Raw genomic sequence first — 22,812 nt, 5'->3', positions numbered from 1 at the left:
CCCAGCAGGGTTACGCCTGTCCGGAAGATTTTATCTCCCTTATTCCGCCGCTTCGTTCGCTCCGCCGCTTTCAGTGCTCGACGCTTCACCGCTTCCTTCATCTTGCTCGCCGCCAAGCACGGGCGGAGTAATGGTCACGATGACTTCCTCACCATCATTCATAATCTTATAATTTCCGTCCGGCTGAATATCACTCACCTTCAACGCATCGCCGATGTCCAAGGGAGTGATGTCGACCTTGATCACATTCGGGATATCAGCAGGCAAGGCGCGAACTTCCAGTTCGTCCAAGGTTTGCTGGACTACGCCGCCTTGTTTTTGCCCGACCGATTCCCCGACGATGAGGATGGGAACTTCCGCGTCGATTTCGGAAGACATGTCCACTTCCAAAAAGTCGACGTGGATGATGTTCCCTTTAAAAGAATCTTCTTGTATCTCGTGGGCAATGACGGGATGGCTTTGACCGTTCAAACGAAGATCGATGATCGCATTCCTTCCGGATTCTTGAAAAACGCGGTACAATTCGCTGCGATCGACGGCAATCGGGTGATTGCCCACATTTTTGCCGTAGAAAACGGCAGGAATTTTGCCGTTTTTCCTCAGCTTTTTCGCGAGCGATTTTTTCGAAGCATCTCTTTCCTGGGCATTCAATACACCAGACATTCAAGACACCTCTTTTTTTTGTTTTTCAATATTTCCGGAGATAATCGCGTTTGAAACCTGTCAAGGAACCCGTGTCACCCGTCCCTCCCGCCTCTTCGACTCAATCGAACAATTTGCTGACGGATAATTTTTCGTGGATGCGGATAATCGCTTCCGCCAGAAGCGGCGCGATGGAAAGCTGGACGATTTTATCGATGCGCTTTTCTTTGGGAAGCGGAATCGTGTTGGTAACGACCAACTCCGAAATGCTGGAATTTTCGATGCGCTCAATGGCCGGCCCTGACAACACCGGGTGCGTGCAGCACGCATACACCTTCTTTGCGCCGTTTTCAATGAGCGCATTAGCGGCAAGCGTGATCGTTCCCGCGGTATCGATGATGTCGTCGATGATGATGGCCGTCTTCCCTTCGATGTTGCCGATGATGTTCATCACCTCGGCGACGTTGGGCTTCGGACGGCGCTTATCGATAATGGCGATCGGCGCCTTCAGCCGGTCGGCCATTTTCCGGGCCCGCGTGACTCCGCCGTGATCCGGGCTGACGACGACGATGTCCTCCAAATTCTTTGACTTAAAATAGTCCGCCAATATCGGATAGCCGAGGAGCGGATCGACCGGTATATCAAAAAATCCTTGAATTTGCGAGGCATGCAAATCGATGGTGACGACCCGGGTCGTCCCGGCGGTGACCAAAAGATTGGCGACCAGTTTGGCGGTAATCGGCTCGCGGGCGTTCGCCTTGCGGTCTTGCCGCGCGTAACCGTAATAGGGGAGCACAACGTTGATCGTCCGCGCTGAAGCGCGCCTCAAGGCGTCGATCATGATCAAAAGCTCCATCAAATGTTTGTTCACGGGAGCCGACGTCGATTGGATGACGTAAACATCGCAGCCCCGGACGCTCTCCTCGATGTTGATTCGGATTTCACCGTCGCTGAAGGTGGTGACTGAACATTTCCCGAGATTGATGCCGATGTGCTGAGCGATCTCTTTGGACAGCTCGGGGTTGGAGTTCAGCGAAAATACCTTTAAATTGGGGTCAAGATAGCTGGGCATGCCGGTTACCTCCGTTAACTTTTCTTATGATTAAGTTTTTCTGCATAGTTTTCCTTATTCGTTTGCCGGGAGCGGGCTATCGCCAAAGCGTTCGCCGGTACGTCGTCGGTGATCGTCGACCCCGCGGCCACGAAAGCGCCTTTGCCGACCGTCACCGGAGCGACGAGGTTGACGTTGCACCCGATGAAGGCACCGTCTTCGATTTTGGTCAGATGTTTATGTTTTCCGTCATAATTCACCGTAATCATGCCACAGCCCAAGTTGACGCCTTTTCCGATCTCGGCATCACCGACGTAACTCAGATGGGAAGCCTTGCTGTCTTCGCCGATTACGGATTTTTTGATTTCGACAAAATTGCCTACCTTGACCCCGTGCCTGATTTCCGACTGCGGGCGGATGTGCGCGAACGGGCCGATCTGGACGTCGTCGCCGATCACGCTGTCAGAGACGACGGATTGGCGAATCCGACTCCTGCGGCCGATGCGCGCATTCACGATTTCCGCATGGGGGCCGATAACGGAGCCTTCACCGATGACCGTCCGGCCGGAGATGATGGTGCCGGGCAAAATCACGGTATCGGCTTCGATTTCTGCTTCGGCGGAGATATACGTATGATCCGGATCGACGATCGTCACACCCGAATACATCAGCTTTTCGTTGATCCGTTTCCGCATGAGCGCTTCCGCTTTCGCCAGCGCGACGCGGTCGTTCACCCCGAGCGTTTCCTCGAACGCGGCGGCGTTGTAAGCGTCGACAAATTCGCCCGCGTGCTGCAAAACAGTGATCGCATCGGGCAAATAATATTCCTGTTGCGCATTGTCGTTATCTACTTGTTCAAGCGCGGTAAACAGCTTTTTATTATCAAAACAATAAATGCCGGTATTGATTTCGGCGATCGCCCGTTCTTCTGGAGAAGCATCCTTCTCCTCGACGATCCGTTTGAGCGCACCGTTTCCGTCGCGGATGACCCGGCCGTACCCTTTCGGATCGGGTGCCGTCGCCGTCAACACGGTGCAAGCCGCCCCCGTCTGCTCATGTTTTTCAAGAAGCCGGCCGATCGTCTCACCGGTGATGAGCGGCGTGTCGCCGTACAGAATAACCGTGGTCCCTTCCAGGTCTTTTAAATGTTTGGACGCTTGGCGCGCCGCATGAGCCGTGCCGAGTTGCTCTTCTTGGACCGCGTATTCGACGTCGTCACCGAGCTCGGCGCGAACGGCTTCGGCCTCGGCGGAAACGACGACCACGATTTTATCAAAACCGACAGAGCGGATTTGGTCGACGATATGGCGGATCATCGGCTTGCCACAGACCGGGTGAAGCACTTTATATAGACGAGATTTCATTCTCGTCCCTTTGCCTGCGGCAAGAATGACAGCAAAACGATTGGACAATTGGGAACCTCCTGTCGTACCTGTTCATCCATAGAAGACTATATATTAAAATAGGGAGGTTTTCAAGAAAGCCATCACGGGGGAAGTCGGTTCGTCACCGCCTGCATGTCAAAATAAAAGGAACCCGCAAAACGCATGCGAGTTCCAACGGGCGTCAGGACGCGCCGGCTTCTTCATAAGCGGCGGCTTCCATTTCGCCTACACGGTGGTATTCTTCCAAAACCGCCGTTTGTATTTTTTCGCGCGTGCTAGAAGTGATCGGATGAGCAATGTCACGGAATTCGCCGTCCGGCGTCCGCTTGCTCGGCATGGCGACAAACATGCCGTTGTTTCCATCGATGACCCGAATGTCGTGAATGACGAATTCGTTGTCAATCGTGATGGAAGCAATCGCACGCATCCGGCCTTCCGTGTTCACTCTGCGCAATCTGACGTCTGTCACTTCCATGCTTTCTTTGCACCACCTTTTTCCAAAGATAAGAGACTATTACATTCATTCAACATAAAACAAAAAAATCCTTCATGAATATTAAAAAATCTAAAAAAATCTCTTATCTTTTTCATCAAGGTGATGCGTCCGACCTTCTCGGCTGTCTACGGATTCACAGACCCGGTTCTTTGACGAGGGCGACGACTTCCATTTCGATGAGGGCATCCTTCGGCAAGCGCGCCACTTCCACGCACGAGCGGGCGGGGCGGTGATCCTTGAAGTAAGAGGCGTAAATTTCGTTAATCACCGGAAAATCTTCCATATTTTTAATGTACAACGTCGTCTTGACAACGGTGTCAAGCGACGCCCCGGCGCTTTCCAACACCGCCTGGATGTTCTTAAATACTTGATGGACTTGGGCCTCTATGCCGCCCGACACCATTTCGCCATTCGCCGTCAGCGGAATTTGCCCGGAACTGAAAAACAAGTTGTTCACGATCACACCTTGCGAGTAAGGGCCGATGGCGGCCGGCGCTTTGTCGGTAAAGGTCGCTTTCACGATGCATCATCCTCTCCGTAATAGTTGAAATAATTGCCGATTTCGACCGAGAGACTCCCGTTTTCATCGAGCTCTTCCAATCTCAACAACGACACATAATCATTGACGAGCTTGTGCTCGGCGTCCTTCGTCTCCATCAACACCGCGGCGCCGACCGGGCGGGCGTCGAACTCCTTTATCAAGTTCATCATGCCCTTCATCGTTCCCCCGGCCTTCATAAAATCGTCCAGGATGAGGACGTTCGCTCCGGGCCTCAGGCTTCTTCGCGGCAGCACCATCGATTGAATGCGCTTGGACGACCCGGACACATAATTCATGCTGACGGTCGAGCCTTCGGTCACCTTGCTGCTTCGCCGCACGATGACGACCGGCACGTTCAGCTGCGAAGCGGTGGCGTAGGCGATCGGAATGCCTTTGGTTTCCATCGTCATGACGACGTCAATCGGTTTATGTATAAAAATGGAGGCGATTAAACGGCCGATTTCGTTGACAATCGACGGATCTCCGAGGACGTCCGTCATATAAAGATAACCGCCGGGAAGCAACCGGCCCGGATCGGATAACGTTTCGCCCAACCGGTGCAAAAACGCCTCTGCCGCTTCCTTTTTGACAAACGGAAGGTACTTCACCCCGCCGGCGGCCCCGGCCAGCGTGACGAGTTTTCCCACCCCCTGCCTTTCAAAACATTCGTTGATGATGTTCAGATCTTCGCTAATGCTGGATTTGGCCGATTCATACCGTTCCGTAAAACGCGTTAAAGAGATAATCGTGTTTGGATGTGTGAGCAAATAACGCGTCATATCCACCAAACGGCCGCTGCGCTTCATTTTCATGACAAATCCCCCAAATGGACGAAGTTTTCACCGATTTTGCCCAGCACAGAGGCGGTTTAAATTAACGCCCCGCCGAGGAGACGGACCATAAAGACTTCGCCGCAAAATCCTCTGAGGCCATTGTAAATGCGCTGGGCTTTGGATTTGTGGCGCACCAAACCGAATACCGTCGGGCCGCTTCCGCTCATCAAGACGCCGTCCGCCCCCAACCTGGCCATCACCCGCTTGATCTGCTCGACTTCCTCTACCTTTTGGATCGTCACGGATTCCAAAACATTGGAAAGACGCGAACAAATGCCCTCGTAATCCCCTCGTTCAATCGCTGCGATCATGCCGTCGGTGTCGGGATGGGCAAGGTTATCAAGCGTCAACGCCTGATAGATCTCGGCGGTGGACACGGAAACGGGCGGTTTGGCCAAAATGACCCAACATGGCGGCGGAGCAGGAAGCGGTTCAATCTTTTCACCTCTGCCGATGGCCAGAGCCGTGCCGCCGCGGACGCAAAAAGCCACGTCCGATCCGATGGCGGCCGCAAGTTCCGCCATTTCTTCATAGCTTAAGCCGAGGCGCCACAGACGATTCAGGGCGCGGATGGTGGCGGCGGCATCGCTTGAACCGCCGGCCAAGCCGGCCGCCACCGGTATCTCCTTCTTAATCCAAATCTCGACGCCTTGTTTGATGCCGAAGCGGGTTTTAATCAAATCGGCCGCTTTATAGGCCAAGTTTCGCTCATCCTCGGGAACGTACAGGGCTGATGAGCGCACGCGGATGCGGTCGCCGCCGGTCTCCTGTATTTCAATATGGTCGCTCAGATCGACGGTTGTCATGATCATTCTCACTTCATGATAACCATCCGCCCGCTTGCCCAAAACATCGAGCGCCAGGTTGATTTTCGCCGGCGCTTTTTCCAGCACCTTCACGCTCACGCTGTTCACCGCCTTTTGTGCATTCGCGTTCCGTCCCGTTAAAAACCATAACTATAGTTTAAAACGGAAAAAACCGGAGCACAAGACTCCGGCCGCTCAACAATTTATCGGGTTGATTTTTCCCCCATGTGCCTTTCGGCGATTTCAATCGCTCGCTTCACCATGTTTCCGGCATCTCGCGCTTTAATGCCGCCCCAGCCTTCTTTTTGGACGGTGTCGTAAAAACCGAGCTCTTTTGCGATCTCTTCTTTGAGCTGATCCGACATGATGCCTCGTCTCGCCATGGAAAACAGCCTCCTTTAATTGTTGAGCACCTTTATTATTCGATGATGGAGGCCTTAATATGTTTGCCGAAATCAGGGGGACACGGGGCGAAAATGGAAGACAAAGGCGGAGGCCTGCGCGGCCCGCTGATCCGTTTGGGGGACGGATAACGAAGACAAAAAGAAAAAGCAGTGAGACAAGTTCGTCTTACTGCCCGCTCGCTGCCGCTTCTTTTAGGAAAGTGATCTCCACGGTTTCCGTCAAGACATCCGTATAGCTGTATGACACTCTTTCATAGGCGTTGCTGTCACGGTCGAGTTTAACGATAAAGACCGAAGGATAGGTTTCTTCCAGGACGCCTACGCGCTCGATGGTTTTGCGTCGGCCGCCGTTCGCTTTGAGCGTCAATCGCTGTCCGACTCTTTTGTCCAATGCGGACTTAATGTCCTTAATGGTTTTTCCCATAATCAACCCACCTCGCTAAAACAAATTATAACATCTTTCGATCAATTTTGTCAAACTAAAAATAAAAAGGTAATTATACAGGTCTTTTTAATACTTGTCAATCGATTGGCATTCATTCCCTTTTAGTGTGCACCGGCTCCCTTGATATTATGTAATGACGCGGCGCACTTTCCTCACTGCGGATGATAAGGCATACCCGTGCGGAGAATGCCTCTTGTTTCCACGCCGCCGAGCCCTTCGGTTCCCGACAACGTGTTGTGGAGGACATCCCAGAGATTGACGTGTTCCGTAAAAGGGGTAAAGCTGATTTTTGACACGAGGTAGACGGGATCGAGCGCATGGATATTGATGCGGGTCGGCGAACTGGCAAAATTGGCGCCCGCTCGGATCAACAATTCAAAATGCGATTGGCACGCTCCGGCAAAAATGACCAATTGATCAAGATGGGGCCAACTATGGCGCACTTCTTTCACCGTACGAATAAAATGGCCGGAGTGACGGTAGGCTTTTAAATCGTTCTCCGGCCCTTTGCTTTTCATGTACGCGTCGTGCCCGGTTAAAACGAGGATGTCCGGGCGGATATGTTTGACCAACTCCGGCACAACCGCCGGCATTTCCTCTTCCCTCACGTACTTGCCGAGCACCGGAACATCCAGTTTTTCGTAAAGGCGTAAGCATTTCTTTAAATAATGCGGGTCGCCGTCGATATGCAGGACGCGGCCCGGCATTTCAAAGTACGACAGCTGTGCGCGATAACCGTTTGTCGCCGTATATTCCCGCTTCGCTTTCAAAAGCTGATAGTCCTGGCGAAACAACTGCGTCGAACGGGCTTCTAAGTCCCTCTGTCTCTTCTCGTTTTCCTCGCGCTGTTCGGGGGAGACCATGACGAGGTCATCGAGAGGGGCGTCGGCATAGAGTCGCAAATCTTCCCCGGCTAGTTCCGCAATCTGTTTCGCTTCATCCAATTTGACCACCCGAAAGATGACGTCGCAATCATGGGATTTTCTCGCGACCAAATCCCCAATGCTGAGTCTCATCGACTCCCTCCTCAGCCGTTCATGGATAAGCCTCTGGACCGCCTTATTATAGAATATGCGACGTTCGCGAAGGTGATGACGAGACCGGTTTCGCAAGCCAGAAAAGAGGGATCAGAGAAGTTCGAGCAGACCATCGCTCAGCCGGGCAAACTCTTCGATGCTGAGCGTTTCCCCGCGCCGCCCGGGATCGATGCCCAACCGCTCCAGGCAGCGGATCGTCTCCTCCTTTCGATCGCGGCCGACCAAATTGTGCAATAAGTTGTTCAACAACGTTTTCCGCCTTTGCGCAAAAGCGGCGCGCACGACTTTAAAAAAGAACGCTTCGTCGCGAACGGAAACGCGTTTTTCCTTCAACAAATCAAGACGGACCACGGCGGAATCGACGTTCGGTTTCGGAATGAAGACCGAAGCCGGAACGGTCGTCAAAAGCCGGACGTCGGCGGTATATTGCACGGCAACGGATAGCGAGCCGTAACTTTTGTTGCCGGGTTCGGCCTCAAGCCGCTCGGCCACTTCTTTTTGAATCATGACCACGATGCGGTCAATTGGTGCGTTGGCCGATAGCAGTTTCATCAAGATCGGCGTCGTGGCATAGTAAGGCAAATTAGCGACGACCATAACGCGCAAAGCGTCGTGAAAATGGTGAGCGATTAATTCCGTAATGTCGGTTTCCAGAACATCCTGAAAAAGGATTTCGACATTATTGCAATCGGCCAGCACTTCTTTCAGAACGGGATCGAGCCGCCGGTCGATTTCCAGACCGACCACTTTGCCCGCCGCCTCGGCCAGATATTGCGTCAGCGCACCCGCGCCCGGCCCGATTTCGATGACGCCGTCGTCCGGGGTAATGTCGGCGAGCGCGACAATTTTTTTCAAAATGTGATCGTCCAACAAAAAGTTTTGGCCGAGACTTTTTTTCAAACGAAACCCGTGCTTTTCAAGAATGGCTTTCGTCATTTTTGCCGTCGAACGGTTTTCCATGTTGTTCCTCCTCCGCGATGGCGCGCAGCGCTTCTTCAAAGGCTGTCCGTGAAATCTGAAACATGCGCAAACGATGGTAAAGCTGTTTGCCGTTGACATAACCGATCCGCAATTTTTCGCCGAGCCTCTCCCTCCGCCTTTTCGATCCAGGACCGCCGATGAGCCCCGCTTCGAACAGCTCTGTTATGGAAATGTGCTCTTCGGGCTCGTCCATGACCGTGTAGACTTTTTCGAGCGCGGCCCGGATCGCTTCCACCGACGCATGCTCAATCCCAAGGCTTTCATCGGGGCGGCCTTCCGCTTCCCGCTTCGTCAAAAATGCATGTTTGCAGCCCGGGACATACCGGCTCACCGTCTTGCGAATCATTTCGCCGGGGACGTCGGGATCCGTGAATATGATGACGCCGCGCGTATCCGCGGCATGGCGGATCGCTTCGAGCGTCGCTTCGTCAAGGGCCGAACCGTTGGTCTCAATCGTATCGCAATCGACCGCCCGCCGCACGGCCAATGTATCGCTTTTCCCCTCCACGACGATGAATTCCTTGACCTTCATGAAGTGACCTCCAAAAAAAATTAATCATAAAGATGAAACATTTTTCATCGTTCATCCGTTTTATTAGTGTAACAAAAAAAGAAGTGCAGCTGACCTCCCCTCTGCACTTCAATCCAAAATCTTCACTTGGACCGTCCGGAGCCCCCAAGCGACCGCTTGGGACTCCGACGGGAAAAACACATCGATGCGATGGCCGTGTATGCCGCCGCCGGTATCGGCCGCAATGGCGTATCCGTAGCCTTCAACATAGACCCTTGTTCCGAGCGGAATGATTTGCGGGTCGACGGCGATGACTTTCATGCCGGGATGGCGTTTTAAATTAATTCCGGTCGTCGTCACCCCACCACATCCTTTACAATCGGCGGTGTACGCGCTGCTTCGCATGGTCAAGACTTTCGCCGTTCCGGAAGGCTGAGTTCCGACGGCAAGAATTTCATTTTGGCTCGGCCGTTTGACCTCCCTGCGGACGAGCTCTTTTTTTACTTCTTTTCCGTTTTCGATCGTTACGTCATAAGTTGCGACCGCTTCACCCTCACGGCCGGCTTGGATTAATCGGGTTTGTCCTTTCGGAAGGCTCGCGTCTTTGCGTTTTTCCACCTTGTAGGCGATTGGCTCCGTTTCTTTGACGGTTTTATGCTCAACGCGGATGACCTTCACCGCTGCGCCGTCTTTTAACATCGATCCGGCGCCGGTCGTTTCAATGCGGTCATTCTCATCCCATGCAATGCCTTGCTTTTTCAAGAAGGCTTCCGGCTTCATCGCCACCGTCCAAACGGTTTTCGCCGGCCGGGTCCCGTCCGTAACCGTCACTTGAATGCCGTCTTGAATCCGGATGACCATGCCGTCGGTGATGGCCGCCGATTCGCCGGGTTTGACGACATCGTGCGGGACGAGTTGCTTCCCGACCAGTTCCCCGACGGTATCAGCAGTCGTCCACTCGGTCCGCTTTGTGCCGTCGTGATCGATGACCACCCGATGGGCCGGATCCCACACCACCGTCATGTGATCGTCCAGTTTCGCGTCAAGTCCCGGCCTTATTTTGTCATGATGTGCATCAACCGAAAGATGAAGCTCCTTCACCAACAACCCCTTGACCGTGTCTTCATTGGTGTCAACCGTACGTTTTTTCCCGTTTATGACAACAGTTACCGTTTTTTCCCCGTAAGCATAAGCCGTATAACCGAAGAAGGTCGTCAAGGCCATGACGCCGGCCAAAAATCCGGCGGCCATCCGCCTTCTTCGATCGGAAAGAAGCTTGCTTGCGATGGGTATCATCCAACCCCTCCCTGAATCTCCGATAACCCCCTAAATTTATGTAGGGCTCTGATCTCTCTATCTCTATCAAACCATTGAAATGGGATCCATCAGCTTTTATGAACGGATGCCGAAGAGCCTGCGGGCGTTTTGCGTCGTCGCTTCCGCGAGCTCTTCAAAGGTCATGCCGCGGAGCTCGGCGATTTGTTCGGCGACGAGCTTCACCCGGGCCGGTTCGTTCCGCTTCCCCCTGAACGGATGCGGGCTGAGATACGGGCAATCCGTCTCGATCAACAGCTTGTCCAACGGAACCTTTTTCGCCACTTCTTTCGGGAGCGGCGCGTTTTTAAACGTCACCGGCCCGCCGATGGAAATGTAAAAATTCATGGCCAAACAGCGCTCGGCCGCCTCCCAATCCGCACTGAAACAATGCATGATGCCGCCGACTTCGGAAGCGCGCTCTTCTTCCAAGATGCGCAAAATATCTTCGGTGGCCTCGCGGTTATGGATGATGATGGGCAAGCCGAGCCGCTTTGCCAAGTCGATTTGCCGCCGGAAAACGTCTTTTTGAACGTCGGCCGGCGACTTGTCCCAGTGATAGTCCAACCCCATTTCGCCGAGGGCGACCACTTTCGGATGCCCGGCCACCTCTTCAATCCAGCGCAAATCTTCTTCGGTCATGTCGACGGCATCGACCGGATGCCAACCGACGGCGGCATAGATCCCGTCATGGCGATCAACGATTTCCAAAGCCCGCTCGATCGTCCCGCGATCGAAACCGACGACGACCATTTCTTCAACGCCCGCTTCCCGGGCCCTTTCGATGACGGCTTCACGATCCTCATCAAACTGTTCCGCGTTGATGTGCGTATGCGTATCAAAAAGCGCGCCGTTTCGCTTGTTCGTTGCCATGATCCATCACTTCGATCCAAACATTCTATTTGTTAAGTTTTTACCCTTTTTTCACTTTAAGTCTCTTGATAGTTTACCACGGAAAAACGTTAAACATACGACAACACCGTTTCAGTAAGATTAAGATTATGTTACATAAAAAGAACGAATGATTCTCAACGGCGAACTTCAAGCGATTGCACCTCTTTGATTCGGCGCTTTCGCCTCCGATTTTTTCTCTAAAGAAAGTACCGGGATAGGGAACAAAAAAAAAGACGGGCGGTTTGCCCGTCGTATGTTTATGCGATTTAACTGATTTTGGTTCCGTTCGGGATCGATCGATCGATGGTCGCGACTTTGAGAACGCCGTCCGACTCACCGGCCAAGATCATGCCTTCCGACCGTTCGCCGCGAAGCGTGACCGGTTTAAGGTTGCTGACGACGATCACCTTTTGGCCGATCAATTCTTCCGGCGTGTAATATTTGGCGATGCCCGAGACGACTTGCCGTTTTTCATAGCCGAGATCCAGTTCGAGCTTCAGCAGTTTATCCGCATTTTTGACCTTTTCCGCCCGGACGACTTCCGCCACTCTTAGATCGACCTTATCAAAATCGTCGATCGTGATTTCATCCGGTTGCGCCGTTTTTTCTGGCTCCGCTTGCGTTTTTTCGGCCTGTTTTTCCTCTTTCTTTTCTTGTTGCGCCACTCCGCCTTTCATCTGGCTGAGAATATATTCGATTTCTTTCTCCATGTCCAGGCGCGGGAAAAGCGGCTGATCTTTTTTGACGCGCCAGCTGCCGTCGCTCAGCCCGAACCGGCTGAGGCCGTCCCACGATTGGGCGTAGGGATCCTTGATGCCGAGCTGCTCAAATATTTTCTGCGGCGTCGTCGTCAAAAACGGCCGAAGGAGGACGGCGACCGCGCGCAAAGCTTCCGCGAGGTGAACCATGACGCTGGCGAGGGCTTCGCGTTTCCCTTCATCTTTCGCCAACACCCATGGCGTCGTTTCGTCGATATATTTATTGGTTCTGCCGATTAATTGCCAAATCGCTGTCAGCGCCACCGAAAACTGGAGGTTTTCCATCTGCTCTTCCACTTCGCGCACAGTGGCCTGAACTTGTTCTTCCAGATCGGCGTCATAATCGGTCACCCGACCGGTGTACGCCGGCACGTTGCCGTCGAAGTATTTTTCGATCATCGCGACGGTTCGGTGCAGCAGATTGCCCAAATCGTTGGCCAAGTCATAATTGATCCGCTCGACGAAGCCCTCCGGCGTGAACACCCCGTCGGCGCCGAAAGGCACTTCCCGCAACAAATAGTAACGAAGCGCATCGAGTCCGTACCGGTCGATAATCGGTTCCGGATCGACGACGTTCCCTTTCGACTTGGACATTTTTCCGTCTTTCATCAACAGCCAGCCGTGACCGAACACCTTTTTCGGCAAGGGCAGCCCCAAAGCCATCAACATGATCGGCCAGTAAATGGTATGGAAGCGAACGATTTCTTTGCCGACCAGATGGACGTCCGCCGGCCAGTATTTGTTAAAGAGGGATTCGTCATCCGAACCGTATCCGAGGGCGGTGATATAGTTTGTCAAAGCGTCAATCCATACGTAAACGACGTGTTTGGGATCGTCGGGAACCTTTATCCCCCATTCAAATGCGGTGCGCGACACCGCCAAATCCTCGAGTCCCGGCTTGATGAAGTTGTTGATCATTTCATTCTTGCGGGATTCCGGCTGAATGAATCCGGGATTTTTTTCATAAAAATCGAGCAAACGGTCGACGTATTTGCTCATCTTGAAGAAATACGATTCTTCCTTCACTTTTTCAACCGGGCGTCCGCAGTCCGGACATTTGCCGTCAACGAGCTGGTGTTCGGTATAAAACGATTCGCACGGCGTACAATACCAGCCTTCGTATTCCCCGAGATAAATGTCGCCTTGATCGACGAGCCGCTTGAAAATCTTTTGGACCGCTTTTTTGTGGCGTTCCTGGGTCGTCCGGATAAAATCATCATAACTGATATCTAATTTATCCCAAAGGGTTTTGATCCCCGCGACGATGCCGTCGACGTACTCCTGCGGGGTCACGCCGGCTTCTTTCGCCTTTCTTTCAATCTTTTGCCCATGTTCATCGGTGCCCGTCAAATAGCGGACATCGTAACCGCGCAACCGTTTATAACGCGCCAGCGCATCGCCGGCCACGGTCGTATACGCATGCCCGATATGAAGGCGATCGCTCGGATAATAGATCGGCGTTGTGATATAAAATGTCTTTTTGCTCTCGGTCATCGCCGATTGACCTCCTTATGCTGCGTTGATCCAATTAAAAAAACTATACGCATCGCGGCGCCCGCTGTCAAGAAATTCCTTGCTCCATAAAATGTATAAAAATTTTTAAATTTACCCATAAAGCACTTTCCAATCCGTCTTTTTTTGCTATTATAGAATAACAGAGGATTTTCTGACAAATATACGGTAAACCCAGCACAGGACATATCGGAGAAAAACGCGGTATCGCCGAATTTTTTGCTCGTCAAAATTCGACAACTTACGCGATCCGGAACGCTCCGATAGCCCCCGTTCTTCGCTGTGCATTGCGGGATGTTCAAAGGGATATCCGCTAGGAGTACCGGTCGGTCCAACGGGTTAAGAAAAGCATTGACGTGTTTGGGAAACACTGGTACGATTAGCAAAAGAGAGAATTGTCGAATAATGGCTGTTAATCTTGATTTGGGGAGGAGATCCGCGACATGAAATCCACCGGCATTGTGAGAAAAGTCGATGAGCTCGGACGCGTCGTCATTCCCATTGAGCTGCGCCGGACGCTCGGAATCAATGAAAAAGACGCATTAGAGATTTACGTGGATGATGAAAAAATCATCTTAAAGAAGTACAAGCCGAGCATGACTTGTCAAATCACGGGCGAAGTGTCGGATGACAATCTGTCCGTTGCCGGCGGCAAGCTGATCTTAAGCCGGGAAGGCGCCGAAATCGTCCTTCAGGAAATTCAAAAGTATCTGGCCGAAAGTAAATAAAAAACTCCTTCAAACCCACCGACCGGATGGGTTTTTTTTTTCGATTCCGGGCATCGCTTCCTCTCCACCCGACGAGCCGGAAAATCGGGGGCCGCCCGGTTTTACCAACCGAAAATGGCAAAGCGGCGGCGCCCGCCCGATCCGGCTCCTTTTGCCCCGATGTCTTAATCTCCTCCATCCCTACCGCCCGAAAGGCCGTGATAGGCGTTATAAATGTCGCGTTTCGGGCGTTGTCGGTCAGCAGCCACCCGTTTAATCGCTTCTTTTGTCGTCAGATGTTGTTCGCGAACGTAATAATCGACGTGTTCGGAAATGCCGAGTTCCGACCACCAGGCCGCTTTTATCCCGCCATCGTCCGCTTCGGAGGTTCCACCCTCGACGACAATGCAGCACTCGCCTTTAATGTCCTCGCCTTCCAAGAACGCCCGAATTTCTCCAATCGTTCCGCGCAAAAACGTTTCAAATCGTTTCGTCAGCTCCCGCGCCAGCGCGATGCGGCGATCGCCGAGCACGGTTTCCATCGAGGCCAGCGTATCGATGACGCGATGGGGGGACTCATAAAAGATAAGCGTATAGGGCAACGTTTTGACCGCTTCCAGCGCGGCTTGCTTGTCCGATTGTTTTCGCGGCAAAAACCCCATGAACAGGAAATGTTCGGTTGAAAGCCCGGAGGCGACCAAGGCGGTAAGTGCGGCGTTCGCTCCCGGCAGCGGAATCACCCGGATGTCGTGTTCGGTTGCCGCTTTGACGAGGTCTTCCCCCGGATCCGATATGCCGGGCGTCCCGGCATCGGTGACCAAGGCGACGGCTTTGCCTTGCTGCATCGCGGCGAGCAGCTTGAGGCCGCTCGACTTTTTATTGTGTTCATGATAGCTGACGACCGGCGTCTCAATGCCGAAATGGCGGCATAATTGTAGCGTCCGGCGCGTATCCTCAGCGGCGATGAGATCAGCCGACTTGAGCGTATCGATCGCCCGAAAGGTGATGTCATCCAAATTGCCGATGGGCGTCGGGACGATATATAACGCGCCGTTGTCTCCACCGCCTTCAAAACTTCTCTGTTCCCGCATCCGGACCACCTTCCGCGATGAGCCGCTTTTTATGCAATCTGGACATCTTTTTGATCCGGTATTCCCGGCTGAGCGCTTGTCCCTTGGTGCCGCACACTTCCTGATAAACGAGGCGCACCGGCGTTCTCCCCCGCGTGTACTTGGCGCCCTTCCCGCTTTGGTGCTCGATAAGGCGTCGCTCCAGGTCGTTCGTTGTCCCGGTGTAATAAGTGCCGTCCCGGCATTCCAAAATGTAAACGATATAGGGTTTATCCATTGATGATACTCAAGAGCTCCTTCGTATACGCGCCGTGCTCGTCATAAACCGTCAGCGGCGGCAATACCTTAATGCCCGTCTGGCCATCTTTAATGGCCTCGACTAAGACCATATTGGCCGCCCCATCCTTGCGCGGATGAACGAATTGAAGGCGTTTCGGCGCAAGCCGGTGAGCCCGCATGGACGCTAGCATTTCTTCCAGGCGGTCTGGCCGGTGGATAAAAGCGACCTTTCCCTTCTGACGAACAAGCCGCGACGCCGCGTCAACGGCCTCGTCAAGCGTCAAACAGATCTCGTGGCGGGCAATCGCGTAAAAAGGATTGGGATTTTTGATGTGCGCTTCCCGACTGGAAAAATAAGGGGGATTGCATGTGACGACGTTGAAAACGCCGTGCCCGAGCACCTCCGGCAAGCGCTTGACGTCTTCGCAAAGAATGCGGATGCGGTCATCTAAACGATTCAAACGGACGCTGCGCTCAGCCATGTCGCACAGCCGCGCCTGTATGTCGACCCCCGTGATGTCGCCCTTCGTCCGTTTCGACAACAAAAGGGGGATGACCCCGTTCCCTGTGCACAAATCCAAGATGCCGCCCTTTAAAATCGGCACATAAACAAAATGCGCCAACAGGACGGCGTCTAGCGAAAACGAAAACACTTCTTTGCTTTGGATGATCTTTAACCCGGTGTTCAGCAAATCGTCGATGCGTTCGCCCGGTTTCGTTTCAATCACTCGAATCCCTCGTCTTCATTGAAAAAAAACATCTCTTGAGAAGAGCTTACTTTTTATTTAAAAAGGATAGGCAAAACAAACAATCCCCGTCTTTCCGGATGCTCCCGTAATGGAGATTGCAGATGTGAAAGCCTTCTTGATACAGGCGGGCGAGATTATCGTAACCTTCCCCGATTTTCGGCGCCGCCTTGCTTGACTCCTTCTTGCCGTCCGTTTCCGCTTTGTCCAACCCTTCGAGACGGCGGCGCAGATGCCGGTTTTCCACCGTCAAATGTTGATTTTCCTCCAGCACCTTCGCAAGTTGCGACTTCAGGTCGCCGAGCCGCTCGTAGAGATCGCCGAGTTGTTCCTCAAGCCCGGTCACCAGCGATAAAATGTCTTTTTTGCTCAAGTCATCCACCACCTTTTATTTAGTGGCTTGCGAAGTAACGGCTCCTTCCTCAATGAGCTCGTCCAAGGTGTACTCGATGACTTTTCCTTCTTCAATTAACTCGATCTGAACGAGCTTTTCGAGAATGTTCAATCCGACGACCCGACCAGTGCCGTAATGGACGTTGATGATTTCGCCGATATCCGGCAAATTTTGTTTCGCCGTTTCGTACATTTCATTCTCATACTTCAAACAGCACATCAAACGCCCGCATACGCCCGAAATTTTGGCCGGATTAAGCGACAAATTTTGGTCTTTGGCCATTTTTATTGAAACGGGTTCAAAATCACCCAAAAAAGTCGAACAGCAAAGCATGCGCCCGCACGGCCCGATGCCGCCGAGCATTTTCGCCTCATCACGGACACCGATCTGCCGCAACTCGATGCGCGTTCTGAACACGGCAGCCAAGTCTTTAACCAGCTCGCGGAAATCGACGCGGCCGTCCGCCGTAAAATAAAAGATGATCTTGTTGCGATCGAAGGTGTATTCCACGTCGACGAGCTTCATTTCCAGCCCGTGCTCCTCCACCTTCTTCTCGCATATCTTCAACGCCTTGCGCGCGTCCGCCCGGTTTTTTTCCACCTGAATTTTGTCTTCGGGCGTCGCCGCGCGCAGCACCTTCCTCAGCGGCTGCACGACGTCGTTGTCATCGACGGTTTTTTTGCCGATGACGACTTTCCCGTACTCCACGCCGCGCGTCGTTTCCACGATGACGGCATCATTATATGAAAGATCCCAATCTCCCGGATCAAAATAATATATTTTACCCGCTTTTTTAAAGCGGACACCAACGACTTCATACATGGGAAACGGCCCCCTCTTCCAGTCTGAGTGCGAGCTGTTCCAACACCGACAACGGATGGCCGTTGGCGTTCAAACGGCGCTTCGCCGCCAAAACGGCAGCCAAACCGCTTGCCGTCCGCTCCATGAAAATCATGTCCGCAATGGCGTTTAACCGCTCCAGCCGATCCGTAAAGACGACCGCTTCGGGACGTCCCGTTTGAAGCGATAAAACATCCCTGAACCAAATCAACATGAGATCCAATCCGATGTGTAAACGATTGGAATCGGTGAAATGGGTCGCGCATTGTTCGTACATCGTCATCATTGCGCGTTGAGGTTGAGCAAACAGCTCTTCCATATAGTTTATCACGACGGAACGAGCTTTCGCAAACCACTCATCCCCGGCGAGCGCCTTGGCTTCCTCATAGTCGGCGGTCAATGCCGTCACCGTGGCCGCCATGGCCGGGGCGACGCCTTCCCCGATGAGACGTCGTTTCATTTTTTCCGGAGGCAACGGTTTAAACGTGAGAACTTGACAACGCGAAACGATCGTTTCCAAGACGGCGTGCACGTTTTCCGTGATCAACACGCAAACCGTTTGCCCGTCGGGTTCCTCCATAAACTTTAACAAGCTGTTGGCCGCCTGCGCCGTCATCAGATCGACCTGTTCAACGATGAAAAATTTGCGCTCGGACTCGACGCCCCGATACGAAAACGCTTTGATCAAATCGGCGATCTGTTGCTTTTTGATCGAACGGCCGTCGGGACGGATGACGACGACATCGGGATGGTTGCCCGAATCGATGCGTCGGCAATCCCTGCACGTGCCGCACGGTTCGATGCCGTTTTTATTGCGGCAAAAAAAACTGCGGGCTAAATGGCGCGCGACTTCTCTTTTTCCCGTCCCCTTTTGCCCGGTGAACAGATAGGCATGTCCAAGGCGGCTTTGTTCAAGGCTGTTTATTAATATCGTGGCCACCGTTTTTTGTTCTTCCAACCATTGCGTCCATTTCACCGGTCATCACGCTTTCCGTCATCGGTATAAATTGATGAGCAAGCCCTTGATCTCGTCGAGCATGCCTAAAATTTGTATCGGTTCCGCGCCTTCCCGCAACACTTGATCGGTGAGCGCCATCAAACGTTCGTCAATCTTTTTGACGATCGTCTGCACGGATGGTTCGGGGCTGTGCCATGAATGGGATTGGCTGAGCGCCAATCCGAAAGACACGGCCTTTTGCAAAAACTCTTGGATCAATTTTTTATACAGCTGCAAATCCCGAACGGTGCGGGAACGCGACAGCCGCTTGCCCTGTTCTTCGATCTCCGCAAGCAATCCTTCCATTCTTTCCGATTCTTTTTCATGCCATTGGCTTTGAACAAAGCTTTTAAAGGCGACCGTCGGCTTTTCCCGGCTCGGTCCCGTCCGTTTTTCACCCGAAAGTCTTTTCCAGTCCTGTTCAATCTTAATGCTCATGGGCAAATCCCCTTGGCGTCATTGACTCACATCAATCAAAGCGCATCGCTTTTCGGCCTTGACATGTGGCTGAAACGGAACATGCGCCTTAAAATTGCTTGAACGCATCGACCGACAAAACGAAGACCGTGGCGCCGCCGACTTCCACCTCGACGGGGTGCGGGATGTAGGAATCGGCGTTTCCGCCCATCGGCGAGATCGGCGCGACCATTTGCTGACGGCTTTGGCAGTTTTCTTTAATGAGATTGAGCAGCTCCAAGACGCGGTTGTTTTCCGTTCCGATCAAAAAGGTCGTGTTCCCTGAACGCAAAAATCCTCCGGTACTCGCCAGCTTGGTCGCTTTGAAATTTGCCTTGACGAGCGCCTCCGACAAACGATTGCTGTCTTTGTCCTGAACAACCGCCAAAATCAACTTCATTATTACCACCCCTTCCATAAAATTTGGCGGATAGCGGATGCTGCCTCACCCGCCGATGAGAATGGAAAACACCTGTGATGCAGCGGCTTCCGAGTCTCAAAGCGAATGGCTAAAGCCGTTAAAAGCGACGATTTAACGTTCAACGGATTCAAAACGTTTTTGAAAATCGGCGACGATATCGCGAAAAACAACGGCTTCCGGCTGGTTGCCGTCGATCCAAAGAATTCGTTGTTTATTTTCTCTATAAATCGCTTGAAATCCTGCCCGAACGCGGCGGTGATAGTCCAAACCTTTCCGCTCGATGCGATCCAATAGCGGCTTCCCCGTTCCGTCCGTCCTTTGCAGCAATCGCTCGCGAGCCACTTCGGGCGGGATGTCGATGAGATACGTACGGTCAGGGACGAGACCGCCGGTGGCAAACCGGTTGACGCGGACGACATCTTCAATCGACACGCCGAGCCCATGTCCTTGATAGGCGATCGACGCGTCCACAAATCGGTCGCACAGGACGATTTTTCCTTCCGCAAGCGCCGGGCGGATCACCTCTCTCACGTGCTGGGCGCGCGATGCCGCATAAAGCAATACCTCGGTTTCGTTTTCCAATTCACCATGATCGGGATCGAGCAAAATCGAACGGACCGCATCGCTGATCTTGGTGCCGCCCGGCTCGCGCGTCAACACGTATGGAAGACCTTTCTTATCTATATATTCAGCAAGATTGCGAATTTGCGTCGATTTTCCGGCCCCATCCGGGCCTTCGAAGGTAATGAAGATGCCTCTCACGCCGATACCCCTTTATCCGATTTCTTTATTTTTTCAAGACCGTTAGAGTTTATATACGGTGAGCGTCGCTTCGGCGGCTTCCGCATCCAAGCCGTGGAATTTCGCTCCGGCCGTCCGCCAGCGCGCGATGGCTTCCAAATGCTGCGCGGTGACCCTCTCCCCGTTCAACAACACGGGAACGCCGGGCGGATATGGAATAATCGTCTCCGCCGCCACTCTGTCCAGTGCCGCGGAAAGCGGAACCGTTTCCTTATCCAGAACGTCCATTTCGCGGAAACCGACCGCCAATTCTCCGATCGGCGCATCGGAACGGAGCGAAAGGCCGTTCGCCTTAAACGCCGCCGTTTTCTCTCCGCTCATCCCGGCAAAAGCCTGTCGCATCGCTTGTAGAATCCGTTCAAACGGGGCGCGGTCGTCGAGGGGAAGAATGAACAAGACATAGAAGGGATCAGCCATTTCCGGATATAAACCGGCTTTGATCAGCCTCTCCTGCAACGAAAAGCCCGGCTCCGGTCCACGGAGGACAATTTTTAAAGGATCTTGGCCGTGCACGCGGCTTGAAGCGATCGCGATTCCCGGTATATCTGAAAGCTGTTCTTTAAACGCCGCGATCCGGTCCGCGATGGCCGACACCGCTTCATCATCCATGGCAGCGAGATACGCCCGTGCCAAATCGAGCGAAGCCATGATGGGATAGGACGGACTGGATGTCTGTAACATTTCCAAGGCCGCTTCGACGGCTTCCGGCAACACGCGTTCCGTATTGATATGCAAATAGGAGCCCATGGTCATCGCCGGCAGAGTTTTATGGGCCGATTGAACGACGAGATCGGCTCCCATTTTTAAAGTGCTCTCCGGAAACGGTTTGCCGGCAATGAAATGCGCGCCGTGCGCCTCATCGACCAACACGATCAAGCCCTTTTGTTTCGCGAACTTTATAATCTCGGCCATGTCTTTATTGGCCATGCCGTAATAATTCGGATACGTCAAAATCAACGCTTTCGCATCCGGGTAACGACGAATGGCCGCCGCGACCGTTTCCTTGCTCGGTCCGGGCGCCAGCCCCGTATCCGGATCGATTTCCGAAGCGAGAAAAACCGGTCGTAAATCCATTAATTTTAAAGCGTTAAAAATGGATTTGTGGCTATCGCGTTGAACGAGCACGCGGTCTCCCGGGCGCAAAGCGGCTTTGACCATCGCCAAATTGCCGACCGTCGTGCCGTTGACCAAAAAATAACTTTTGACCGTTCCGTACAAATCGGCGAGCAACGCTTGGGCTTCCGCAATCACGCCCGTGGCGTGATAATAGTCATCAAGTCCTTCAATCTCAGTGGCATCGATTTGAAGAAGCGATTGAAATCGCGGCTGTGCGCGGTGAAAAAAAGTTAGGCCGTCTTTATGGCCGGGAACGTGAAGCGAATAGATTTGTCTGTCGGTATATTGCAATAATGCATCATATAACGGCGTCTGCTTCTGATTCATTTTCATCCCTTAAGCTTTCATGACTTTAACTTTTATTTTATCACAAGTGGTTGAAGGATTGAGCGGCTCGGCCGATCCGTCTCGGCACAAAAAAAGAAGCAAATGGAGATCATTTGCCCTTTGTCGCTTGCCTTTCGTTTTCCTCGATCAGCCTGACGCTGATCTTTCCGAGCTTTTTAATAAAAAACTTGTAGCGTTCCTCATCGACACCGGTGTCTATCATTTCCTTTTGACAAGTGTCGCAAATTAATTGATTGCAAATACGAATGCCTTTCGCGTTAGGTTTATCGCATATAATGCAGGTATCCCAGCCATTCGAATGAAGCGCCGTTTCCAATGCATCCACCTCCGGTACACAGCCTTGCCCAACTTTATAAAAATTAATCAATGAAAATGAAAATTCATAATCGATTCTCGCGATAGTGCCATTTTTGACCAGAGACATCGTCCCCACCACCCGGCACCTGTCATCCGTACCCGCATGCGAGCGGAGCAAAAACCACACCCGCAGCGATGGACGTTTCATACGGTCCGCGAGGCATGCCCATCATAGGGATTGCAAACAATGCCAGAAACAACGGCTGGGCGGACGGCTCTGCGATTTATTTTTATAATACGCCGGGCTTTCACCGAAGCAACTTGTCAAAATACGGACAAAAAATAAAAATGCAGCCGCATTGGCTGCATTGGAACTTTTGCCCGGCAACGTCCTACTCTCACAGGGGGTCGCCCCCCCATTACCATCGGCGCTGAAGAGCTTAACGGCCGTGTTCGGGATGGGAACGGGTGTGACCTCTTCGCCATCGTCACCGGACCTTTTTTCACTTGTGAAGGTTGCACCTTCAAAACTGATAACGAAGGTCCTGCATCGCTTGGTTAAGTCCTCGACCGATTAGTATCCGTCAGCTCCACGTGTCGCCACGCTTCCACCTCGGACCTATCGACCTCATCATCTCTGAGGGGTCTTACTGACTCGCGTCATGGGAAATCTCATCTTGAGGGGGGCTTCGTGCTTAGATGCTTTCAGCACTTATCCCGTCCACACATA

At 52.7% G+C, this 22,812-nt stretch carries 27 protein-coding genes and 2 rRNA genes; 1 reads left to right on the top strand and 28 read right to left on the bottom strand.

All coding sequences use genetic code 11. The annotated features are described in order from the left end of the window. Nucleotides 1-39 precede the first annotated feature (39 nt). From CCB157_RS03585 to metG, 15 genes are all read right to left on the bottom strand, one after another. Nucleotides 40-663 (bottom strand): 50S ribosomal protein L25/general stress protein Ctc, encoded by a 624-nt coding sequence (locus CCB157_RS03585; protein ID WP_077614563.1) that lies wholly within the window; start codon nucleotides 661-663, stop codon nucleotides 40-42. 100 nt (nucleotides 664-763) lie between these two features. Next, entirely contained in the window at nucleotides 764-1,714 is a 951-nt protein-coding gene (locus tag CCB157_RS03580; RefSeq protein WP_077614562.1) for a ribose-phosphate diphosphokinase, read from the bottom strand. 14 nt (nucleotides 1,715-1,728) lie between these two features. Then, nucleotides 1,729-3,105 (bottom strand): bifunctional UDP-N-acetylglucosamine diphosphorylase/glucosamine-1-phosphate N-acetyltransferase GlmU, encoded by a 1,377-nt coding sequence (glmU, locus tag CCB157_RS03575; protein WP_077614561.1) that lies wholly within the window; start codon nucleotides 3,103-3,105, stop codon nucleotides 1,729-1,731. A gap of 154 nt (nucleotides 3,106-3,259) precedes the next feature. Then, nucleotides 3,260-3,553 (bottom strand): septation regulator SpoVG, encoded by a 294-nt coding sequence (gene spoVG, locus CCB157_RS03570; protein ID WP_077614560.1) that lies wholly within the window; start codon nucleotides 3,551-3,553, stop codon nucleotides 3,260-3,262. 154 nt (nucleotides 3,554-3,707) lie between these two features. Continuing rightward, nucleotides 3,708-4,094, bottom strand: coding sequence for a RidA family protein (locus CCB157_RS03565; protein WP_077614559.1), 387 nt, complete (start codon nucleotides 4,092-4,094; stop codon nucleotides 3,708-3,710). Further along, the gene (gene purR / locus CCB157_RS03560) at nucleotides 4,091-4,927 is read right to left on the bottom strand and encodes a pur operon repressor (protein ID WP_077614558.1); all 837 of its coding nucleotides are present in this window, start codon (nucleotides 4,925-4,927) and stop codon (nucleotides 4,091-4,093) included. The genes CCB157_RS03565 and purR overlap by 4 nt, the downstream gene beginning before the upstream one ends. 56 nt (nucleotides 4,928-4,983) lie before the next feature. Beyond that, nucleotides 4,984-5,847, bottom strand: a complete 864-nt coding sequence (ispE, locus tag CCB157_RS03555) for a 4-(cytidine 5'-diphospho)-2-C-methyl-D-erythritol kinase (protein ID WP_077614591.1) — start codon at nucleotides 5,845-5,847, stop codon at nucleotides 4,984-4,986. A gap of 110 nt (nucleotides 5,848-5,957) precedes the next feature. Beyond that, nucleotides 5,958-6,137 (bottom strand): small, acid-soluble spore protein, alpha/beta type, encoded by a 180-nt coding sequence (locus CCB157_RS03550; RefSeq protein ID WP_077614557.1) that lies wholly within the window; start codon nucleotides 6,135-6,137, stop codon nucleotides 5,958-5,960. Between the two features lie 187 nt (nucleotides 6,138-6,324). Next, on the bottom strand, nucleotides 6,325-6,582 hold the full coding sequence (gene veg, locus CCB157_RS03545; RefSeq protein WP_077614556.1) for a biofilm formation stimulator Veg: 258 nt from the start codon (nucleotides 6,580-6,582) through the stop codon (nucleotides 6,325-6,327). Between the two features lie 173 nt (nucleotides 6,583-6,755). Next, nucleotides 6,756-7,619, bottom strand: coding sequence for a sporulation peptidase YabG (gene yabG, locus CCB157_RS03540; protein WP_077614555.1), 864 nt, complete (start codon nucleotides 7,617-7,619; stop codon nucleotides 6,756-6,758). Nucleotides 7,620-7,730: 111 nt separating this feature from the next. Continuing rightward, nucleotides 7,731-8,600: a 16S rRNA (adenine(1518)-N(6)/adenine(1519)-N(6))-dimethyltransferase RsmA gene (gene rsmA, locus CCB157_RS03535; RefSeq protein WP_077614554.1), complete on the bottom strand. Its 870-nt coding sequence runs from the start codon at nucleotides 8,598-8,600 to the stop codon at nucleotides 7,731-7,733. Next, nucleotides 8,557-9,153 carry a ribonuclease M5 gene (gene rnmV / locus CCB157_RS03530; protein WP_077614553.1) on the bottom strand — a complete coding sequence of 199 codons (597 nt, stop codon included), beginning with the start codon at nucleotides 9,151-9,153 and terminating at the stop codon, nucleotides 8,557-8,559. Before rnmV ends, rsmA begins: the two co-directional genes overlap by 44 nt. A 108-nt stretch (nucleotides 9,154-9,261) precedes the next feature. Then, entirely contained in the window at nucleotides 9,262-10,428 is a 1,167-nt protein-coding gene (locus tag CCB157_RS03525) for a resuscitation-promoting factor (protein WP_077614552.1), read from the bottom strand. A gap of 96 nt (nucleotides 10,429-10,524) precedes the next feature. Then, nucleotides 10,525-11,319 carry a TatD family hydrolase gene (locus CCB157_RS03520; protein WP_077614551.1) on the bottom strand — a complete coding sequence of 265 codons (795 nt, stop codon included), beginning with the start codon at nucleotides 11,317-11,319 and terminating at the stop codon, nucleotides 10,525-10,527. Between the two features lie 287 nt (nucleotides 11,320-11,606). After that, nucleotides 11,607-13,592, bottom strand: coding sequence for a methionine--tRNA ligase (gene metG / locus CCB157_RS03515; RefSeq protein WP_077614550.1), 1,986 nt, complete (start codon nucleotides 13,590-13,592; stop codon nucleotides 11,607-11,609). Nucleotides 13,593-14,053: 461 nt separating this feature from the next. On the opposite strand from metG, the gene abrB reads away from it, so the two are divergent. Further along, nucleotides 14,054-14,338: a transition state genes transcriptional regulator AbrB gene (gene abrB, locus CCB157_RS03510; protein WP_077614549.1), complete on the top strand. Its 285-nt coding sequence runs from the start codon at nucleotides 14,054-14,056 to the stop codon at nucleotides 14,336-14,338. A 164-nt stretch (nucleotides 14,339-14,502) separates the two neighbouring features. Here the strand turns inward: abrB and rsmI are convergent, their stop codons facing one another. The 13 genes from rsmI to CCB157_RS03445 all read right to left on the bottom strand — a co-directional run. Beyond that, nucleotides 14,503-15,408, bottom strand: coding sequence for a 16S rRNA (cytidine(1402)-2'-O)-methyltransferase (gene rsmI / locus CCB157_RS03505; RefSeq protein ID WP_077614548.1), 906 nt, complete (start codon nucleotides 15,406-15,408; stop codon nucleotides 14,503-14,505). After that, the gene (locus tag CCB157_RS03500; protein WP_077614547.1) at nucleotides 15,386-15,664 is read right to left on the bottom strand and encodes a GIY-YIG nuclease family protein; all 279 of its coding nucleotides are present in this window, start codon (nucleotides 15,662-15,664) and stop codon (nucleotides 15,386-15,388) included. The genes rsmI and CCB157_RS03500 overlap by 23 nt, the downstream gene beginning before the upstream one ends. Next, nucleotides 15,657-16,394, bottom strand: a complete 738-nt coding sequence (locus CCB157_RS03495; protein ID WP_077614546.1) for a tRNA1(Val) (adenine(37)-N6)-methyltransferase — start codon at nucleotides 16,392-16,394, stop codon at nucleotides 15,657-15,659. The genes CCB157_RS03500 and CCB157_RS03495 overlap by 8 nt, the downstream gene beginning before the upstream one ends. 46 nt (nucleotides 16,395-16,440) lie before the next feature. After that, nucleotides 16,441-16,785 carry a DNA replication initiation control protein YabA gene (yabA, locus tag CCB157_RS03490; RefSeq protein WP_077614545.1) on the bottom strand — a complete coding sequence of 115 codons (345 nt, stop codon included), beginning with the start codon at nucleotides 16,783-16,785 and terminating at the stop codon, nucleotides 16,441-16,443. A 15-nt stretch (nucleotides 16,786-16,800) separates the two neighbouring features. Next, nucleotides 16,801-17,628, bottom strand: a complete 828-nt coding sequence (locus CCB157_RS03485; protein ID WP_077614544.1) for a PSP1 domain-containing protein — start codon at nucleotides 17,626-17,628, stop codon at nucleotides 16,801-16,803. Next, nucleotides 17,621-18,622: a DNA polymerase III subunit delta' gene (holB, locus tag CCB157_RS03480; protein WP_077614543.1), complete on the bottom strand. Its 1,002-nt coding sequence runs from the start codon at nucleotides 18,620-18,622 to the stop codon at nucleotides 17,621-17,623. The genes CCB157_RS03485 and holB overlap by 8 nt, the downstream gene beginning before the upstream one ends. An 18-nt stretch (nucleotides 18,623-18,640) precedes the next feature. Next, nucleotides 18,641-19,081, bottom strand: a complete 441-nt coding sequence (locus CCB157_RS03475) for a YaaR family protein (protein WP_077614542.1) — start codon at nucleotides 19,079-19,081, stop codon at nucleotides 18,641-18,643. Between the two features lie 88 nt (nucleotides 19,082-19,169). Continuing rightward, nucleotides 19,170-19,499 carry a cyclic di-AMP receptor DarA gene (gene darA / locus CCB157_RS03470; RefSeq protein ID WP_077614541.1) on the bottom strand — a complete coding sequence of 110 codons (330 nt, stop codon included), beginning with the start codon at nucleotides 19,497-19,499 and terminating at the stop codon, nucleotides 19,170-19,172. A gap of 132 nt (nucleotides 19,500-19,631) precedes the next feature. After that, nucleotides 19,632-20,282, bottom strand: coding sequence for a dTMP kinase (gene tmk / locus CCB157_RS03465; RefSeq protein WP_077614540.1), 651 nt, complete (start codon nucleotides 20,280-20,282; stop codon nucleotides 19,632-19,634). Between the two features lie 42 nt (nucleotides 20,283-20,324). After that, nucleotides 20,325-21,764 carry an aminotransferase class I/II-fold pyridoxal phosphate-dependent enzyme gene (locus CCB157_RS03460; RefSeq protein WP_077614590.1) on the bottom strand — a complete coding sequence of 480 codons (1,440 nt, stop codon included), beginning with the start codon at nucleotides 21,762-21,764 and terminating at the stop codon, nucleotides 20,325-20,327. A 109-nt stretch (nucleotides 21,765-21,873) separates the two neighbouring features. Beyond that, complete coding sequence (locus CCB157_RS03455; protein ID WP_077614539.1) at nucleotides 21,874-22,209, bottom strand: sigma factor G inhibitor Gin; 336 nt, start codon at nucleotides 22,207-22,209, stop codon at nucleotides 21,874-21,876. A 252-nt stretch (nucleotides 22,210-22,461) separates the two neighbouring features. Then, nucleotides 22,462-22,578: ribosomal RNA gene (rrf, locus tag CCB157_RS03450) — 5S ribosomal RNA — on the bottom strand. A 58-nt stretch (nucleotides 22,579-22,636) separates the two neighbouring features. Next, nucleotides 22,637-22,812 (bottom strand): 23S ribosomal RNA (locus CCB157_RS03445); the annotation flags it as partial.

It is taken from the genome of Caenibacillus caldisaponilyticus, from assembly GCF_002003465.1.
Lineage (GTDB): Bacteria > Bacillota > Bacilli > Bacillales > Sporolactobacillaceae > Caenibacillus > Caenibacillus caldisaponilyticus.
The sequence above is the reverse complement of the archived record's forward strand: the minus strand, read 5'-3'. Positions and strand labels throughout refer to the sequence as shown.

Bases quoted from the DNA above. Each gene is read 5' to 3' on its own strand.
- CCB157_RS03585 (WP_077614563.1), bottom strand. From the start codon at position 663: ATGTCTGGTGTATTGAATGCCCAGGAAAGAGATGCTTCGAAAAAATCG.
- CCB157_RS03580 (WP_077614562.1), bottom strand. From the start codon at position 1,714: ATGCCCAGCTATCTTGACCCCAATTTAAAGGTATTTTCGCTGAACTCC.
- spoVG (WP_077614560.1), bottom strand. From the start codon at position 3,553: ATGGAAGTGACAGACGTCAGATTGCGCAGAGTGAACACGGAAGGCCGG.
- purR (WP_077614558.1), bottom strand. From the start codon at position 4,927: ATGAAAATGAAGCGCAGCGGCCGTTTGGTGGATATGACGCGTTATTTG.
- CCB157_RS03550 (WP_077614557.1), bottom strand. From the start codon at position 6,137: ATGGCGAGACGAGGCATCATGTCGGATCAGCTCAAAGAAGAGATCGCA.
- veg (WP_077614556.1), bottom strand. From the start codon at position 6,582: ATGGGAAAAACCATTAAGGACATTAAGTCCGCATTGGACAAAAGAGTC.
- yabG (WP_077614555.1), bottom strand. From the start codon at position 7,619: ATGAGACTCAGCATTGGGGATTTGGTCGCGAGAAAATCCCATGATTGC.
- rsmA (WP_077614554.1), bottom strand. From the start codon at position 8,600: ATGGAAAACCGTTCGACGGCAAAAATGACGAAAGCCATTCTTGAAAAG.
- rnmV (WP_077614553.1), bottom strand. From the start codon at position 9,153: ATGAAGGTCAAGGAATTCATCGTCGTGGAGGGGAAAAGCGATACATTG.
- CCB157_RS03525 (WP_077614552.1), bottom strand. From the start codon at position 10,428: ATGATACCCATCGCAAGCAAGCTTCTTTCCGATCGAAGAAGGCGGATG.
- CCB157_RS03520 (WP_077614551.1), bottom strand. From the start codon at position 11,319: ATGGCAACGAACAAGCGAAACGGCGCGCTTTTTGATACGCATACGCAC.
- metG (WP_077614550.1), bottom strand. From the start codon at position 13,592: ATGACCGAGAGCAAAAAGACATTTTATATCACAACGCCGATCTATTAT.
- abrB (WP_077614549.1), top strand. From the start codon at position 14,054: ATGAAATCCACCGGCATTGTGAGAAAAGTCGATGAGCTCGGACGCGTC.
- rsmI (WP_077614548.1), bottom strand. From the start codon at position 15,408: ATGCGGGAACAGAGAAGTTTTGAAGGCGGTGGAGACAACGGCGCGTTA.
- CCB157_RS03500 (WP_077614547.1), bottom strand. From the start codon at position 15,664: ATGGATAAACCCTATATCGTTTACATTTTGGAATGCCGGGACGGCACT.
- CCB157_RS03485 (WP_077614544.1), bottom strand. From the start codon at position 17,628: ATGTATGAAGTCGTTGGTGTCCGCTTTAAAAAAGCGGGTAAAATATAT.
- CCB157_RS03475 (WP_077614542.1), bottom strand. From the start codon at position 19,081: ATGAGCATTAAGATTGAACAGGACTGGAAAAGACTTTCGGGTGAAAAA.
- darA (WP_077614541.1), bottom strand. From the start codon at position 19,499: ATGAAGTTGATTTTGGCGGTTGTTCAGGACAAAGACAGCAATCGTTTG.
- CCB157_RS03460 (WP_077614590.1), bottom strand. From the start codon at position 21,764: ATGAATCAGAAGCAGACGCCGTTATATGATGCATTATTGCAATATACC.
- CCB157_RS03455 (WP_077614539.1), bottom strand. From the start codon at position 22,209: ATGTCTCTGGTCAAAAATGGCACTATCGCGAGAATCGATTATGAATTT.